Here is a 15,184-nt window from a genome sequence, read left to right as displayed (position 1 = left end):
TAAAGAATAGGTGATGTCTGTACCGTCGCGATCAACGGTGAAATTAATGGCAAAACGCCGCGACGGCAAAGGCCGGTCGCGGCGCAGGGTGTTGCAGCGTCAGGCAAAAATCTTAGTTGATTTCGCCGTGGCAGTGTTTGAACTTCTTGCCCGAACCGCACCAGCACAGCTCGTTGCGGCCCAGCTTCTGGTCATTGCGGACCGGGGCTTGAGCCAAGGCCACATCGACCTCTTCGCCCAAGGCTTCCGGCGCTTCCAGACCCGGTGCTTCGTCATGCTGGAACTGCATGCGCGCAGCCAGTGCCTCGGCTTCCTGACGCAGGCGGGCTTCTTCCTCGATCGGGTCTTCGCGACGCACCTGAACGTGGGAGAGCACGCGAATCGAATCGCGCTTGATCGAATCCAGCAGCTCGGAGAACAGCGTGAACGACTCGCGCTTGTACTCCTGCTTCGGGTTCTTCTGGGCGTAGCCACGCAGATGGATACCGTGACGCAGGTGGTCCATGGTCGACAGGTGGTCTTTCCACAGGTCGTCCAGCACGCGCAGTACGATTTGTTTCTCGAAGGTGCGCAGTGCTTCGGCACTCGCCTGCTCTTCTTTCTCGTTGTACGCGGCCAAAAGCTCGGTCATCAGCTTCTCGCGCAGGGTTTCTTCGTACAGGTGGTCGTCTTCGTCCAGCCACTGCTGAACCGGCAAGTCCACACCGAAGTCGCTCTTCAACGCGGCTTCCAGGCCGGCAACATCCCACTGCTCAGGCAGGGACTGTGGCGGGATGTGGGCGCTGACGGTGGCATTGAGCACGTCCTGACGGAAGTCAGCGATGGTTTCGCCAATGTTGTCGGCGGCCAGCAACGTGTTACGCATGTGATAAATCACTTTACGCTGCTCGTTGTTGACGTCATCGAACTCAAGCAGTTGCTTGCGAATGTCGAAGTTGCGGCCTTCAACCTTGCGCTGGGCCTTCTCGATGGCGTTGGTCACCATGCGGTGCTCGATCGCTTCACCGGACTGCATGCCCAGGGCTTTCATGAAGTTCTTCACCCGATCCGAGGCGAAGATACGCATCAGGCTGTCTTCCAGCGACAGGTAGAAGCGGCTCGAACCGGCGTCACCCTGACGGCCGGCACGACCACGCAGCTGGTTGTCGATACGGCGCGATTCATGACGCTCGGAGGCGATTACCTGCAAACCACCAGATTCCAGCACCGCCTGATGGCGTTTCTGCCAGTCGGCCTTGATCTGGGCGATCTGCTCTGGGCTTGGGTTTTCCAGCGCTGCAACTTCCACTTCCCAGTTGCCGCCCAACAGGATGTCGGTACCACGACCGGCCATGTTGGTGGCGATGGTCAGTGCGCCTGGGCGACCGGCCTGGGCGATGATCTCGGCTTCTTTTTCGTGGAACTTGGCGTTGAGAACCTTGTGCTCGATGCCTTCCTTGTTGAGCAGGTTGGACACGTGCTCGGAAGTTTCGATGGTGGCAGTACCCACCAGAATCGGACGACCCTGGGCCATGCCGTCCTTGATGTCATTGATGATTGCCGCGTACTTCTCTTCGGCCGTCAGGAACACCAGGTCGTTGAAATCTTTACGCGCCAGCGGCTTGTTCGGTGGAATCACCATCACGGCCAGGTTGTAGATCTGGTGGAACTCGAACGCTTCGGTGTCGGCTGTACCGGTCATGCCGGACAGTTTGTTGTACAGACGGAAGTAGTTCTGGAAGGTGGTGGAGGCCAACGTCTGGCTTTCGGCCTGGATGTTGAGCATTTCCTTGGCTTCGATGGCCTGGTGCAGGCCTTCGGACAGACGGCGACCCGGCATGGTACGGCCGGTGTGTTCGTCAACCAGTACGACCTGGCCGTCCTGGACGATGTATTCGACGTTGCGATGGAACAGCTTGTGGGCGCGCAGGCCGGCATACACGTGGGTCAACAGGCCCAGGTTGTGCGCCGAGTAGAGGCTTTCGCCTTCGGCCAGCTCGCCGATCTGGGTCAGCATCTCTTCGACAAACTGGTGGCCGGCTTCGTTGAGTTCGACCTGGCGGGTCTTCTCGTCAATGGTGAAGTGACCTTCTTTGGTCACCACGCCTTCCACTTCCTCAACGTGCTGCACCAGGCGCGGGATCAACTTGTTGATCTCGGTGTACAGGCGCGAGCTGTCTTCGGCCTGGCCGGAGATGATCAGCGGGGTACGTGCTTCGTCGATGAGGATGGAGTCGACTTCGTCGATCACGGCAAAGTTGAGTTCGCGCTGGAATTTTTCTTCCATGCTGAACGCCATGTTGTCGCGCAGGTAGTCGAAACCGAATTCGTTGTTGGTGCCGTAGGTGATGTCACACGCATAGGCGGCGCGCTTTTCTTCCGGCGGCTGGAACGGCGTGACTACGCCGACGGTCAGGCCGAGGTATTCATACAGCGGGCGCATCCAGTTGGCGTCCCGGCGGGCCAGGTAGTCGTTCACCGTCACAACGTGCACGCCCTTGCCGGACAGCGCGTTGAGGTAAACGCCCAGGGTTGCCACCAGGGTCTTGCCTTCACCGGTACGCATTTCGGCAATCATGCCTTCATGCAAGGTCATGCCGCCGATCAATTGCACGTCGAAGTGGCGCATGCCCATGACACGCTTACCGGCTTCACGGGCGACCGCAAAGGCTTCAGGCAACAGCTTGTCGAGGGTTTCACCTTTGGCTATGCGGGCCTTGAACTCTTGGGTCTTGGCGCGCAATTGCTCGTCCGACAGGGCAACCATCTGCTCTTCGAAGGCATTGACCAGCTGCACCGTCTTGAGCATGCGTTTGACTTCGCGCTCATTCTTGCTTCCAAAAAGTTTCTTTAACAAAGGCGCAAACATATCGGCAGGTTCTTCCACACATAGGGATGGAGGGCGCACCGTGAGTGGCCCGAGCAGCCCTCACGGCCGCATGCGAACGCGCATTCTACCCGGAATCGTGGGTGAGGAAAGTGGCGTTATTCCCCGATGCTGGCATGGCGCTGTGAGAGGGCCTGTTTAAAATAAGGGCTTTTGCTGGAACTTCAACCCATCAAGCGCAGAAGTTACCTATTGATTTCACTCGCATTGCCCTGCTATCGCTTTGCCTGGGGCCGCACAGGCGCTTTCTGCTAAGATGGCGGCTCTGTTACTTAAGGTGTCTAAACATGGCGTTTCGCCCACTTACAGCCCGCGCGCCCAGCGTGTTGCTCCGCGAAGCCAAACCGTTGAAAGCCATCTTCGGCCACGCGCAACGCTTGGGCCATTTGCAACGCCTTGTAGAAAGCCAGCTGCAACCTGCCGCCCGCGAACATTGTCATGTGGCGTCGTGGCGCGAAGGCAATTTACTGTTAATTGTCACCGACGGGCATTGGGCCACCCGCCTGCGCTACCAGCAAAAACGCTTGCAGCGGCAATTAATGGCATTTGATGAATTTGCCAGCCTGACCCGCATCCAGTTCAAGGTGCAGCCGCCCACCGTGCAGCAAGGTGCCGTAGGCCACACCATGGACCTGTCGCAGAATGCGGCCGAAACCATTCAAGCCACGGCCGACGGCATCAGCGATCCGGGCCTGCGCGCAGCATTGGAGCGGTTGGCCGCCCACGCCAGGCCCAAGCCCTGAACCGCTACTTGCGTTTACTGCCGCCCAGCAACGAGCCCAATAACCCGCGCACCAACTGCCGTCCCATTTGATTGGCCGCCTGCTGCATGGCGGATTTGAGCGCCTTGCCCGCGGTAGTCCCCAGGAACGCTCCGGCCTTGTCGGTAAAGCTCGGCTCTTCGTCGGACGGTTTGGCCTCCTCGGTCGGGCCAAGTTCCTTGCGCGCCATCAGCACTTCATAGGCCGACTCACGGTCAATCGGCTTGTCGTAGCGTCCCAATAAAGGCGAACTGGCGATGATCGCAGCGCGTTCAGCCTCGGAAAGCGGCCCGATCCGCGATTGCGGCGGCGCCACCAGTACGCGCTGGACCACTTCCGGCGTGCCCTTTTCCTGCAACGCCCCCACCAGCGCCTCACCGGTGCCCAACTCGGTCAGCACCGACAAGGTATCGAACGCCGGGTTGGGGCGAAAACCGTCCGCTACCGCACGCAGGGATTTCTGCTCTTTGGTGGTGAACGCCCGCAAGCCATGCTGGATACGCAGGCCCAATTGCGCCAATACCGTGTCAGGCAAATCCCCCGGGGATTGAGTGACAAAGTACACACCCACGCCCTTGGAACGGATCAAACGCACCACTTGCTCCAGGCGATCCTGCAATGCCTTGGGCGTATCGGCGAACAATAAATGCGCCTCGTCGAAAAACAGCGCCAGCAACGGTTTATCGGCATCGCCACGCTCCGGCAGTTGCTCGAACAACTCGGCCAACAGCCACAGCAGGAAGGTCGCATAGACCTTGGGCGCCTCATGCACCAAGCGGCTCGCGTCCAGCAGGTGAATGCGCCCGCGACCATCGCCGGCAGGCTGCAAGATATCTTCAAGCTGCAGGGCCGGCTCGCCAAACAAGGCTTCGGCGCCCTGCTGCTCCAGCACCGCCAAACGCCGCAACAGCGCCTGACTGGAACCGGTGGTCATCAGCGCCGCGTCGTCGCCCAGCAGTTGCGGGTGATAACGCAAGTGGTTGAGCAACGCCTTGAGGTCTTTGAGGTCCAGCAGCAGCAGGCCTTCGCGGTCGGCCACCTTGAAAGTCGCATAGAGCGCCGATTGCTGGCTGTCGGTGAGTTCCAGCAGGCTGCCAAGCAGCAACGGCCCCATTTCGCTGATGGTGGTGCGAAGCGGATGACCGGACTGCCCGTGGATATCCCACAGCGTTACCGGATAAGCCTTCGCCGTGTAATTAAGGAAAGGCATGCCCGCAATGCGCTCGGCCACCTTGCCTTGCGGGTTGGCCGCAGCGCCAAGGCCGCACAAGTCACCCTTGATATCAGCGGCAAACACGGCCACACCCGCGTCGCTGAAGGCTTCCGCCAAGCGCTGCAACGTGACGGTTTTACCTGTACCGGTGGCGCCGGCAATCAACCCGTGACGGTTGGCCAGGCGCATGGCCTGAGCGATGGGCTGGCCGTCCAGGCCGGCGCCGATAAGGAGTTGCGAGGAATCAGGCATTTCGTCACCTTTGGTTAATCTTTAGTGCCGTCAGGTCGATACAGACAGAGGTAAGACCTACAAAGTCTAAAAATAGGTCAGATAGTTCTCACAGGGACCACCGGAATTATCACACGCAGTATCACACCTTTTTTGACGCTGTCATTTTGCGCGTCCCACGAGGACGCGCTTCGGATATTAAGACCTTAGCGGACCCTACAAGCCATGAATAAAAACCTGCGCTTCAGCCACAAAATCCTGCTTGCAGCCTCCCTTATCGTCATCGCCGCTTTTGCACTGTTTACCCTCTATAACGACTACCTGCAACGCAACGCGATTCGCGACGACCTCGATAATTACCTGCATGAAATGGGTGATGTCACCGCCAGCAACATTCAAACCTGGCTCACCGGGCGGATTGCCCTGGTCGAAAATGCCGCACAGAACATCGCCATAAACCCTGAACCCGCCGTGGTTGCCGGCCTGCTCGAACAGAAAAGCCTGACCTCCTCGTTCATGGCCACCTACGTGGGTGACAGCAAAGGCGCCTTCACCATCCGCCCCGACACCAAGATGCCGGACGGCTTCGACCCACGGGTGCGCCCTTGGTACAAAGGCGCCCAAAGCAGCAACGGCTCAACCCTCACCGAACCTTACATCGACGCGGCGACCGGCCAGTTGATCATTTCCGTGGCCACCCCCAGCGCCAGGGCCGGGCAAAGCATCGGTGTGGTCGGCGGCGACCTGAGCCTGCAAACCCTGGTGGATAACATCGGCGCGCTGAACTTCGGCGGCATGGGCTACGCGTTCCTGGTCAGCGCTGACGGCAAAGTGCTGGTGCACCCGGACAAGAACCTGGTGATGAAGACGCTGGCCGACATGTACCCGAAAAACACCCCGAAAATCAGTGGTGACTTCAGCGAAGTCGAAGCCAATGGCAAAGACAACATCGTGACCTTCACCCCCATCAAAGGCCTGCCGTCGGTGAACTGGTACCTGGGTATTTCGGTGGATAAAGATAAATCCTTCGCCATGCTCAGCAAATTTCGCACCTCGGCCGTTATCGCCACGATCATTGCGGTCGTGATCATCATCGCGCTGCTCGGCATGCTGATCCGAGTGCTGCTGCAACCCCTGCACGTGATGACCCGCGCCATGCAGGACATCGCCGATGGCGAAGGTGACCTGACCCGCCGCCTGAACATCCAGAATCACGACGAGTTCGGCACGCTGGGTAACGCATTCAATCGCTTCGTGGAGCGCATTCACACCTCGATTCGCGAAGTGTCCTCGGCCACCGAGCAGGTCAATGAAGTGGCCCTGCGAGTGGTCAGCGCCTCCAACTCGTCGATGGTCAACTCTGACGAGCAGGCCAACCGCACCAACAGCGTGGCTGCGGCTATCAACGAACTGGGCGCGGCTGCGCAAGAAATCGCACGTAACGCCGCCCAGGCGTCCCATCAGGCCAGCGATGCCCGGCACCTGGCCGAAGATGGCCAGCAAGTGGTCGAGCGTAATATCAAGGCAATGAACCAACTGTCGGAGATGATCAGCGCCTCCAGCAGCAATATCGAAGCGCTCAACAGCAAGACCGTGAACATCGGGCAAATTCTGGAAGTGATCACCAGCATCTCCCAGCAAACCAACCTGCTGGCGCTGAACGCCGCGATCGAAGCGGCACGTGCAGGTGAAGCCGGTCGCGGGTTTGCGGTGGTGGCCGATGAGGTGCGCAATCTGGCGCACCGCACTCAGGAATCGGCGCAACAAGTGCAAAAGATGATTGAAGAGTTGCAGGTCGGCGCCCGGGATTCGGTCAGCACCATGAGTGAAAGCCAGCGCCATAGCCTGGAGAGCGTCGAGATCGCCAACCTGGCCGGTGAGCGTCTCAACAGCGTGACCCAACGCATTGGCGAGATCGACGGCATGAACCAGTCTGTGGCCACCGCCACCGAGGAACAGACGTCGGTGGTGGAGTCGATCAACATGGACATCACCGAGATCAACACCCTCAACCAGGAAGGTGTGGAAAACCTGCAATCGACCCTGCGCGCCTGTACCGACCTGGAACAACAGGCCGCACGTTTGAAACAGCTGGTGGGCAGCTTCCGGATCTGATCCAAAGGCCCGCCGAGCGTTTAAGGCGGCGGGCCGCTAGGCTTGCTCGGGATCGGTTTTAGCGTGTTCCTGCCGCCACAACTCGGCGGCACCGGGAAACTCGGTGCCGTCCTCAGGGTTAAGCTCATCTGGATCAAAACGGCTCAAACAGCCCTCGCCCAGCGTCGCAGGCGCTTTGGAGGTGGCTTTATCGAGTGGGTCGCTCATCACTTACTCCTCAACCGCAGACAAATAAAAAGGGCCTGGGACGATTAAACGCCCAGGCCCTTTTGTCTTCAACTTAAACGCGGCTATCAGAACACCACAGTCTTGTTACCGTGAACCAACACCCGATCTTCCAAGTGGTAACGCAGGCCACGGGCCAGCACCATCTTCTCGACGTCACGGCCGAAACGCACCATGTCTTCAATGCTGTCGCTGTGGCTGACGCGCACGACGTCCTGCTCGATGATCGGGCCGGCGTCGAGTTCCTCGGTGACATAGTGGCACGTTGCACCAATCAACTTCACGCCGCGCAGGGAGGCCTGGTGGTAGGGCTTGGCCCCCACAAACGATGGCAGGAAGCTGTGGTGAATGTTGATCACTCGGCCAGCGTACTCACTGCACAGTTCCGGCGGCAGGATTTGCATGTAGCGCGCCAGCACGACCACATCGGCTTCGTGCTGCTTTACCAGGCGGGAGACTTCGGCGAATGCCGGTTCCTTGTCCTGTGGGTTGACCGGCACGTGGTAGTACGGGATGCCATGCCATTCGACCATGCTGCGCAGGTCATCATGATTGGAAATCACACAGGCTATCTCACAGTCGAGTTCATCGCTGTGCCAGCGGTGAAGCAGGTCGGCCAGGCAGTGGGACTCGCGGCTGGCCATCAGTACGACACGCTTTTTCTGCTCCGTGTCAGTGATGTGCCAGGTCATCGAAAACTCTTCGGCGATCGGCGCAAACGCCTCGCGAAACGCTTCGAGACCAAAGGGCAGCGTGTCCGCACGTATCTCATGACGCATGAAAAACCAACCGCTGAGATCGTCCGAGTGATGGCTCGCCTCGGTGATCCAGCCGTTGTGGGAGGCCAGAAAGTTACTGACTTTGGCAACGATGCCAACCCGGTCCGGGCAAGCAATCACCAGCCGAAAAGTGCGCATTAGGGGGAAACTCCAGAACTTCGCAAAGGCCGCCATTCTAGCGATTACGCAGAAAAACTGCAGTACTCCTTGCACCTTATTCTGCCGCCCGGCCCTGGCGACACCCCTTAATAGCGTAAGGTTTTACCGCCACTATATGAAGGCCCGCCCTCAGGCTTAGACAGTTAGGCAAAACAAACAGAATTATCTTTACACCTGCCACCTATTAATTAACTCGATTGCATAGCATTGCCACAAACATTCAACGTAATTCACATAAATGCCTTCTTAAATGTTTACTTGGGGAAATTGCCTGACTATTATTAGGCCACTCACTGTCAATCAGCGCTCTACATAAGGTAGTCAACATGTCCCTGATCAACGAATACCGCGCCACCGAAGAAGCTATCAAAGAACTGCAAGCCCGCTTGAAAAACCTGTCCCAAGACGACAAGCTGCAAACCGAGCTGGAATTCGAAGGCAAACTGCGCACCCTGATGGGTGAGTACTCCAAATCCCTGCGTGACATCATCGCGCTGTTGGATCCGGAATCTAAAGTTAAAGCACCACGTGGCGCTGTGAAAACTACCGGCACCAAGCGTGCCCGCAAGGTCAAGCAGTACAAAAACCCGCACAACGGCGAAGTGATTGAAACCAAAGGTGGCAACCACAAGACTCTGAAAGAGTGGAAAGCCAAGTGGGGCGGCGACGTGGTAGAAGGTTGGGCTACCCTGCTGGGCTAAGCCTGATCGGGCTCAGGCCTGATATGCAACACATTAAAAACGCCAGCTTGCTGGCGTTTTTTATTGTCCAAATACTCTGCAAGTACCTGACTACAGGCCCAGGCGAGCGGCTAAAGAGTCGGCATACTCCTGCCACTCATTGAGCACCTGGCGCTGAAACGCTGTAGCACTAACAGCCAACTCCTCACGTGCCTGCTTAAATGCCAACAGGGTATTGGGTGCGCCCCACTCCGCGCTCGACAAACGTTGCTGACAGAAAAGTTTCCAGCGTTGTTGCTCATCGTTGTCCAAGGTGTCAGGAAAGTTACGTGCGCGGTAACGGAATAATAATTCCGGCAATCGATGATCATCGAAAGGCCACTGCTGACGTGCCAACTGCGCTGGTTCTGCCACGCGGACTTGTTCGCATAACCGTCGGTCACGGTCACCGATAAAACCGTCATAGAGCTGCTGCTCCGGGTCTGTGCTCGGCGCAAAGTCTTCCTCGGCATAAATGGCTGCCAACTTGTCGCGCCAAACTTCCTGTGCGTCAGTTAGTCGCAGCACCCGTGCCTGGCACACGTCCATATCGAAGTTCAAGCGTTCGCGATCCTGTGCGCGCAGCACACTCAATGGCGCGACCACCGGGCAGCGGTTGATATGCAACAACTTGAGCGGCACGGGCAATTCCCCTTGCGCCAACTCATCACGACGCGTGTAGAGCCGCTGGCGCAAGGTGTCGGCGTCGAGGTCGAGCAAACCCTGCGGGTCGAGGCCAAGGTCACAGACAATCAACGCATTGCGATTGCGCGGGTGCCAGGCCAGAGGCAGTACCACGCTCAGGTAATGACGCTCAGCGGAGAAACGCCCGGAAATGTGCACCATGGGCTGCAACAGGCGGACCTGATCCATCACTCGCTGCTTGCTGCGCAGTTGAAACAACCAGTCATACAACTTTGGCTGCTTGTCGCGGATCAGCCGCGCCAGGGCGATGGTGGCTCGCACGTCCGACAGGGCATCGTGAGCCTGGCCATGATCGATGCCATTGGCTTGGGTCAAACACTCCAGCTTGAGGGTGACACGCCCGTCCTGCTGGGGCCACTCAATGCCTTCGGGGCGCAGTGCGTAAGCCGTGCGCACCACATCGATCAAGTCCCAACGACTGTTGCCGCCCTGCCACTCACGGGCATAGGGGTCAAAAAAGTTGCGGTACAGGCTGTAACGCGTCATTTCATCGTCAAAGCGCAAAGTGTTGTAACCGGCGCCACAGGTTCCAGGCGCGGCCAGCTCAGCGTGCACGCGGGTCATGAAGTCGGCTTCGGCCAGGCCTTTTTCCGCCAGAATGCCGGGGGTGATACCGGTGATGGCGCAGGCAGCCGGATGCGGCAGGATATCGTCGCTTGGCTGGCAATACAGGTTGACCGGCGGGCCGACCTCGTTGAGCTCGAGGTCGGTACGAATACCGGCGACCTGCAACGGGCGATCGCTGCGCGGGTTGATGCCGGTGGTTTCATAGTCGTACCAGAAAATGGTGGTCACGGGCTGTTCCTGTGCTGAAGATCGACAAAGTCTAGGCGCAGCAAGGCACTCGGGGCCAGCGATAGATTACTGTACAAACATCCAGCAAAACCTTGAAGGGTTGCTTCCACCGTCGACACTGCTAGCATCCGTGTCTTCAAGCCACCCGCACTGCCAAGGATCGCGATGCCATCAGTTCCATTGGATACCCACTACCCGATCGAGACGCCCGAGGGCATAGACTTGCCCTTGCGCCCGGCCGGCCTGATACCACGTACACTGGCTTTTGCTTTCGACTTGGGTGTGCGCGGCCTGATCGTGGGTATCCTGCTCGTGCCACTGGCGCTGCTCGGCAATATCGGTATTGGCCTGGGCTCGCTGCTGCTGTTCCTGATCAGTTGGTGGTACATGGTGCTGTTCGAAGTCCTCAACCAGGGCTGCTCTCCGGGCAAGCAGGTCATGGGCTTGCGCGTCATTCAGGACGACGGCACACCCATTGGCTGGCCGGCCTCACTCATCCGCAACCTGCTGCGCTTTGTCGACATGCTGCCTTTGGGCTACTTCCTCGGCGCCATCAGTTGCCTGCAACACCCTCACTTCAAACGGCTCGGCGACCTTGCTGCGGGCACGCTGGTGGTCTACCGCGAGCAGCCACTGGCGCGCCCCAAGGTGCCTCAAGCCACCGCCCTGCGCCTGCCCTTCACGCTGGAGCTGAGCGAACAACGCGCCATATTGGGTTTCGCCGAACGCCAAGGTGAGTTGTCCGCCGATCGGGTGCACGAACTGGCGGCCATCCTGGCAACGCCGTTACACGTATCGCCAGCGCGTGCGGTAGAACAACTCAATGGCGTGGCCCGTGGCCTGGTGGGGCCAACATGAAGCAGAGCCTGTTCGAAAGCCGCCATCAGCCGCAGTGGCAAGCCTTCACCGCACAACTCGTCCAGTTGGAGCAAGGCAAGGCCAAGGCCGGCGATATGTCCGACTTCCCCCATCATTATCGGCGCCTGTGCCAGCACCTCGCCCTGGCCCAGGAGCGTGGCTACAGCAGCTACCTGATAGACCCCCTGCAACAACTGGCACTGCGCGGCCACCAGCAGTTATATCGCCATCGCAGCCAATTGGGCGCGAATGCAGTGGGCTTTATCCTGGCGGGTTTCCCGCGCCTGGTGCGCGAACAATGGCGTTTCGTGTTGATCGCCGGCGTGCTGTTCTTCGGCAGCCTGGTGGGTGTTGCGTTGCTGGTCTACCTGTTTCCAGACCTGATCTACAGCATCGTGAGCCCCGCGCAGGTGGCCGAGATGCACAGCATGTATGACCCGGATGCCGGTCACCTCGGGCGTGCTGCCGACCGCGCGTCCAGTGAGGACTGGATGATGTTCGGCTACTACGTGATGCACAACATCGGGATTGCCTTCCAGACCTTTGCCGCCGGTTTGCTGTTGGGCCTGGGCAGCGTGTTCTTTCTGATTTTCAATGGCCTGATCATCGGCGCGATCTCCGGCCATCTCACCGAGATCGGCTATGGCCAGACCTTCTGGTCGTTTGTCATCGGCCACGGTGCTTTCGAACTTACCGCCATCGCCCTGGCCGGGGCGGCAGGCTTGCAATTGGGCTGGGCGGTGATTGCTCCCGGGCACCTGACACGCGGCGAATCCCTGCGGCTGGCGGCACGCACAAGCGTGCGGATGCTCTGCGGCGTCATGCTATTGCTGCTGATCGCGGCGTTTATTGAAGCCTATTGGTCTTCCTCCACCACGATCGCGCCCTGGATCAAATACTCAACGGGTGCCGGGCTGTGGCTGTTGGTTGCCGCCTACCTCACGCTTGCCGGACGCACTCGCCATGCGCCTGAGTGAGGCCAGCGTGGTGATTCGTCCCCGTACCTCCTGGGAAGCCATGGACCTGGGTGTACTGATGGCCCAGGAACATCGACTGCTGTTGATGAGCAGTTGGGCAATAGTGACGTTGCCGATATTCAGCTTGCTGACCCTGCTGCTGTGGAAATACCCGTCCACGGCCATGTTCGTGTTCTGGTGGCTAAAACCGGCCTTTGACCGCTTGCCGCTGTACATCCTCTCCAAGGCCTTGTTTGGCGAGACTCCCAGCCTCAAGCAGGCCGTGCGCCAGTGGCCGTGCCTGCTCAAAGGCCAACTGCTGGCCAGCCTGACCTGGAGGCGACTGAGCCTGAGCCGCAGCTTTGTCATGCCGGTGAGCCAACTCGAAGGCCTGGACGGCAATGCCCGTCAAATACGCCTGGGGGTGCTGCTGCAACGCAACGCTGGCGCTGCACGCTGGCTGACCACCCTTGGCGTGCATATGGAAATCGGCCTGTGGTTCGGTTGCATGGCACTGTTCTACCTGTTCATACCGCAGCAACTGGAACTCGATTGGGACTGGCAACGGTTGGCGCTGGCAACGGGTTCGGAAGGGTTGTGGCTGGAGCATTTGAGTAACGCCTTCTACGCCCTGATTCTGGTGTTCTGGGAACCCATCTATGTCGCTTGCGGTTTCAGCCTGTACCTCAACCGCCGCACCGTGCTGGAAGCCTGGGACCTTGAACTGGTATTCCGCCGGTTACGCCAACGCCTGAGCAGCGTCGCGACGTTGCTGCTGCTGGCGGCTGGGCTGATGCTCGTGCCATTCGGCCGCCCCGTCATGGCGGACGAGCCCGGACCGGCCAAACAAGTCACGACCCAGGCCGCCAGCCAATCGATCAAGGCGCTGCTGGACAGCCCCCCGTTCAAGCACCCGGAAACCGTCACTCGCTACCGTTTTGGCGACGAAAAAAACGCCGCGCAACGCAAGGTAAAGGGTGACGGTAAACTTCCGGCCTGGCTTCAGGCGCTGCTGGACAGCTTCAACCGCAACTCCTTCAAAAACGCTGCCCTCGGCCTGGAGGTACTGCTCTGGGGCCTGCTGGCGACTGGCCTCGCGCTAGTTGTCTGGCGCTATCGGGAGTGGCTGCGCGCCTTTGTCAGTCGACGCGGGCCGGCCAAAGCCAAAATCGCCAAAGCGGCACCTGCACAATTGTTCGGCCTGGCGTTGGGCAGCGAGACCTTGCCTGACGACATTGCCAGCACCGCCGAACAGCTGTGGCCCACCCACCCCAGGGAAGCCCTCGGCCTGCTGTATCGCGGCCTGCTCAACCGACTGCTGCACGACTTCAACCTGCCCCTCAAAAGCGCCGACACCGAAGGTCAGGTCCTGGAGCGCATCCACTCACTGCAACAACCGCAACTGCTGGCCTTCAGTGACGCACTGACACACCACTGGCAAAACCTCGCCTATGGCCACCGCCTTCCGCCGGCGTTGGTACACCAGCAACTGTGCCGCGATTGGCGCGCCCTGTTCAGTACGGGAGCCGCCCAATGAACCGCCCCATGCTGTGGATCGGCCTGCTGCTGGCCTGTCTGTTGGGAGCCGGTGGCCTTTACGTTTGGCACAAGGCGATCCCCTACGACGAAATAGTCGATCGCGGCCCATCGCCACAAGCCATCGCCAACCCTTACCTTGCGGCTGAATACTTCCTGCGCCGGCAGGGCCTGGCCGTGGACCACGCCAACAGCCTTGAACACCTGGCCGACCAGCCAGCCAAGGGGCATAGCCTGGTATTGCTGGGCGAGCGCAGCAACATGACCCCACGCCAGGCGGAGCAACTGCTGGACTGGGCAAAATCCGGTGGCCATCTGCTGCTGGTTGCCGAAGCGCTTTGGGATGAGGAAACCGGTAAAAGCGGCGACTTGCTGCTGGACCGGCTGGACTTCCACCAGACACTCGGCGAGGGCTTTGACGAGCCTGCTTCCCCACGCAAAAAGAAAGCACCGGACCTGACCAAACTCTACGTCGACAATGAGACCGCCCCGGCCTATTTCAGCTTCGATACCGACTTCAACCTCACCGACCCCAGACACCTGGCGCAGTTCTCCGCCAACAGCGGCAAGTCCAGCCATTTGATGCAACGCAACTTCGGCCAAGGCACCGTAACGGTGGTAACCGACAGCGACCTGTGGAAAACCCCAGGCATCGGCAAACACGATAACGCCTGGCTGTTGTGGTATCTCAACCGGGGTACGGATGTAACGCTGCTGTTCAACAGCGACGTGGACGACCTGCTTACCCTGTTGATGCGCAATTTCCCCCAGGCACTGGTGGCGCTCTGCGCACTGATTGCCCTGGCACTCTGGCACGCCGGCATGCGCCAGGGGCCGACCCGGGCGCCCGCCCCAAAGGCCCGTCGCCAGTTACAGGAACACGTGAAGGCCAGTGCCGACTTCCTGCTGCGCCGCAGTGGCCAAGGCACGCTGCTGCACGCCTTGCAGCGTGATATCCAGCGGGCTGCACGACGGCGCCACCCAGGCTTTGAACACCTCGACAGCGACGCACAGTGGCAGGTCCTCGAACGACTGACGCGCCAACCCTCCCACGTCATCCGCCAGGCCCTCGGCCCACTCCCGGCAAAACGGCTCACCAGCGCCGATTTCAGCCGTCAGGTGGCGAGCCTGCAAACCCTCAGGAATGCCCTATGATCCGGCTCCTTGCGATAGTTAGATCTGCATGATATTAGATATCATAGATCTATCTGATAGGGAGTGGAGGGCCTCAGCAACAGCCTTCACACAATCCATGCAGACAGAGCA

Annotated in this window: 12 protein-coding genes and 1 pseudogene; 8 read left to right on the top strand and 5 right to left on the bottom strand. The window is 59.5% G+C overall.

Going from position 1 to position 15,184, the window contains the following annotated elements:
- Window positions 1-112: 112 nt before the first annotated feature.
- Window positions 113-2,848 carry a preprotein translocase subunit SecA gene (secA, locus tag AOA59_RS06070; RefSeq protein WP_017139796.1) on the bottom strand — a complete coding sequence of 912 codons (2,736 nt, stop codon included), beginning with the start codon at window positions 2,846-2,848 and terminating at the stop codon, window positions 113-115.
- A gap of 305 nt (window positions 2,849-3,153) precedes the next feature.
- Here secA and AOA59_RS06065 point away from each other — a divergent pair, with 305 nt between their 5' ends.
- Complete coding sequence (locus tag AOA59_RS06065) at window positions 3,154-3,609, top strand: DUF721 domain-containing protein (RefSeq protein WP_056858560.1); 456 nt, start codon at window positions 3,154-3,156, stop codon at window positions 3,607-3,609.
- 4 nt (window positions 3,610-3,613) lie between these two features.
- Here the strand turns inward: AOA59_RS06065 and AOA59_RS06060 are convergent, their stop codons facing one another.
- Window positions 3,614-5,092 carry a helicase HerA-like domain-containing protein gene (locus AOA59_RS06060; RefSeq protein WP_099486428.1) on the bottom strand — a complete coding sequence of 493 codons (1,479 nt, stop codon included), beginning with the start codon at window positions 5,090-5,092 and terminating at the stop codon, window positions 3,614-3,616.
- 204 nt (window positions 5,093-5,296) lie between these two features.
- On the opposite strand from AOA59_RS06060, the pseudogene AOA59_RS33475 reads away from it, so the two are divergent.
- Together AOA59_RS33475 and AOA59_RS33470 are read left to right on the top strand one after the other, a co-directional pair.
- Window positions 5,297-6,328 (top strand): annotated as a pseudogene (locus AOA59_RS33475) (cache domain-containing protein); the annotation flags it as partial.
- A gap of 93 nt (window positions 6,329-6,421) precedes the next feature.
- On the top strand, window positions 6,422-7,186 hold the full coding sequence (locus AOA59_RS33470; protein ID WP_370589484.1) for a methyl-accepting chemotaxis protein: 765 nt from the start codon (window positions 6,422-6,424) through the stop codon (window positions 7,184-7,186).
- Between the two features lie 36 nt (window positions 7,187-7,222).
- Here the strand turns inward: AOA59_RS33470 and AOA59_RS32640 are convergent, their stop codons facing one another.
- Both AOA59_RS32640 and purU read right to left on the bottom strand, forming a co-directional pair.
- Entirely contained in the window at window positions 7,223-7,393 is a 171-nt protein-coding gene (locus tag AOA59_RS32640; RefSeq protein ID WP_163005457.1) for a hypothetical protein, read from the bottom strand.
- Window positions 7,394-7,479: 86 nt separating this feature from the next.
- A complete protein-coding gene (gene purU / locus AOA59_RS06050; RefSeq protein WP_017139791.1) occupies window positions 7,480-8,328 on the bottom strand; it encodes a formyltetrahydrofolate deformylase in 849 nt (282 codons plus the stop codon).
- A 347-nt stretch (window positions 8,329-8,675) separates the two neighbouring features.
- Here purU and mvaT point away from each other — a divergent pair, with 347 nt between their 5' ends.
- Window positions 8,676-9,050, top strand: coding sequence for a histone-like nucleoid-structuring protein MvaT (gene mvaT / locus AOA59_RS06045; protein ID WP_005790963.1), 375 nt, complete (start codon window positions 8,676-8,678; stop codon window positions 9,048-9,050).
- Window positions 9,051-9,140: 90 nt separating this feature from the next.
- On the opposite strand, the gene sbcB is transcribed toward mvaT, so the two are convergent.
- On the bottom strand, window positions 9,141-10,568 hold the full coding sequence (gene sbcB, locus AOA59_RS06040; protein WP_099486424.1) for an exodeoxyribonuclease I: 1,428 nt from the start codon (window positions 10,566-10,568) through the stop codon (window positions 9,141-9,143).
- 165 nt (window positions 10,569-10,733) lie between these two features.
- Between sbcB and AOA59_RS06035 the strand changes: the two genes are divergently transcribed.
- Genes AOA59_RS06035 through AOA59_RS06020 form a run of 4 tightly spaced genes read left to right on the top strand, consistent with a single transcriptional unit; the run spans window position 10,734 to window position 15,073 of the window.
- Window positions 10,734-11,426 (top strand): RDD family protein, encoded by a 693-nt coding sequence (locus tag AOA59_RS06035; protein WP_099486422.1) that lies wholly within the window; start codon window positions 10,734-10,736, stop codon window positions 11,424-11,426.
- On the top strand, window positions 11,423-12,403 hold the full coding sequence (locus AOA59_RS06030; RefSeq protein ID WP_099486421.1) for a stage II sporulation protein M: 981 nt from the start codon (window positions 11,423-11,425) through the stop codon (window positions 12,401-12,403). The genes AOA59_RS06035 and AOA59_RS06030 overlap by 4 nt, the downstream gene beginning before the upstream one ends.
- A complete protein-coding gene (locus AOA59_RS06025) occupies window positions 12,390-13,919 on the top strand; it encodes a DUF4129 domain-containing protein (RefSeq protein ID WP_099486419.1) in 1,530 nt (509 codons plus the stop codon). The genes AOA59_RS06030 and AOA59_RS06025 overlap by 14 nt, the downstream gene beginning before the upstream one ends.
- Entirely contained in the window at window positions 13,916-15,073 is a 1,158-nt protein-coding gene (locus AOA59_RS06020; protein WP_099486417.1) for a DUF4350 domain-containing protein, read from the top strand. Before AOA59_RS06025 ends, AOA59_RS06020 begins: the two co-directional genes overlap by 4 nt.
- Window positions 15,074-15,184: the final 111 nt, after the last annotated feature.

This window comes from Pseudomonas sp. 2822-15, from assembly GCF_002742515.1.
Classification (GTDB): Bacteria; Pseudomonadota; Gammaproteobacteria; order Pseudomonadales; family Pseudomonadaceae; genus Aquipseudomonas; species Aquipseudomonas salomonii.
Note: the sequence above shows the minus strand (reverse complement) of the source record. Positions and strands in the feature narration are given on the sequence as shown.

What these genes read in the sequence shown, in the direction of transcription:
- secA (WP_017139796.1), bottom strand. Translation starts at nt 2,848, where the DNA reads ATGTTTGCGCCTTTGTTAAAGAAACTTTTTGGAAGCAAGAATGAGCGC.
- AOA59_RS06065 (WP_056858560.1), top strand. Translation starts at nt 3,154, where the DNA reads ATGGCGTTTCGCCCACTTACAGCCCGCGCGCCCAGCGTGTTGCTCCGC.
- AOA59_RS06060 (WP_099486428.1), bottom strand. Translation starts at nt 5,092, where the DNA reads ATGCCTGATTCCTCGCAACTCCTTATCGGCGCCGGCCTGGACGGCCAG.
- AOA59_RS33470 (WP_370589484.1), top strand. Translation starts at nt 6,422, where the DNA reads ATGGTCAACTCTGACGAGCAGGCCAACCGCACCAACAGCGTGGCTGCG.
- AOA59_RS32640 (WP_163005457.1), bottom strand. Translation starts at nt 7,393, where the DNA reads ATGAGCGACCCACTCGATAAAGCCACCTCCAAAGCGCCTGCGACGCTG.
- purU (WP_017139791.1), bottom strand. Translation starts at nt 8,328, where the DNA reads ATGCGCACTTTTCGGCTGGTGATTGCTTGCCCGGACCGGGTTGGCATC.
- mvaT (WP_005790963.1), top strand. Translation starts at nt 8,676, where the DNA reads ATGTCCCTGATCAACGAATACCGCGCCACCGAAGAAGCTATCAAAGAA.
- AOA59_RS06035 (WP_099486422.1), top strand. Translation starts at nt 10,734, where the DNA reads ATGCCATCAGTTCCATTGGATACCCACTACCCGATCGAGACGCCCGAG.
- AOA59_RS06030 (WP_099486421.1), top strand. Translation starts at nt 11,423, where the DNA reads ATGAAGCAGAGCCTGTTCGAAAGCCGCCATCAGCCGCAGTGGCAAGCC.
- AOA59_RS06025 (WP_099486419.1), top strand. Translation starts at nt 12,390, where the DNA reads ATGCGCCTGAGTGAGGCCAGCGTGGTGATTCGTCCCCGTACCTCCTGG.
- AOA59_RS06020 (WP_099486417.1), top strand. Translation starts at nt 13,916, where the DNA reads ATGAACCGCCCCATGCTGTGGATCGGCCTGCTGCTGGCCTGTCTGTTG.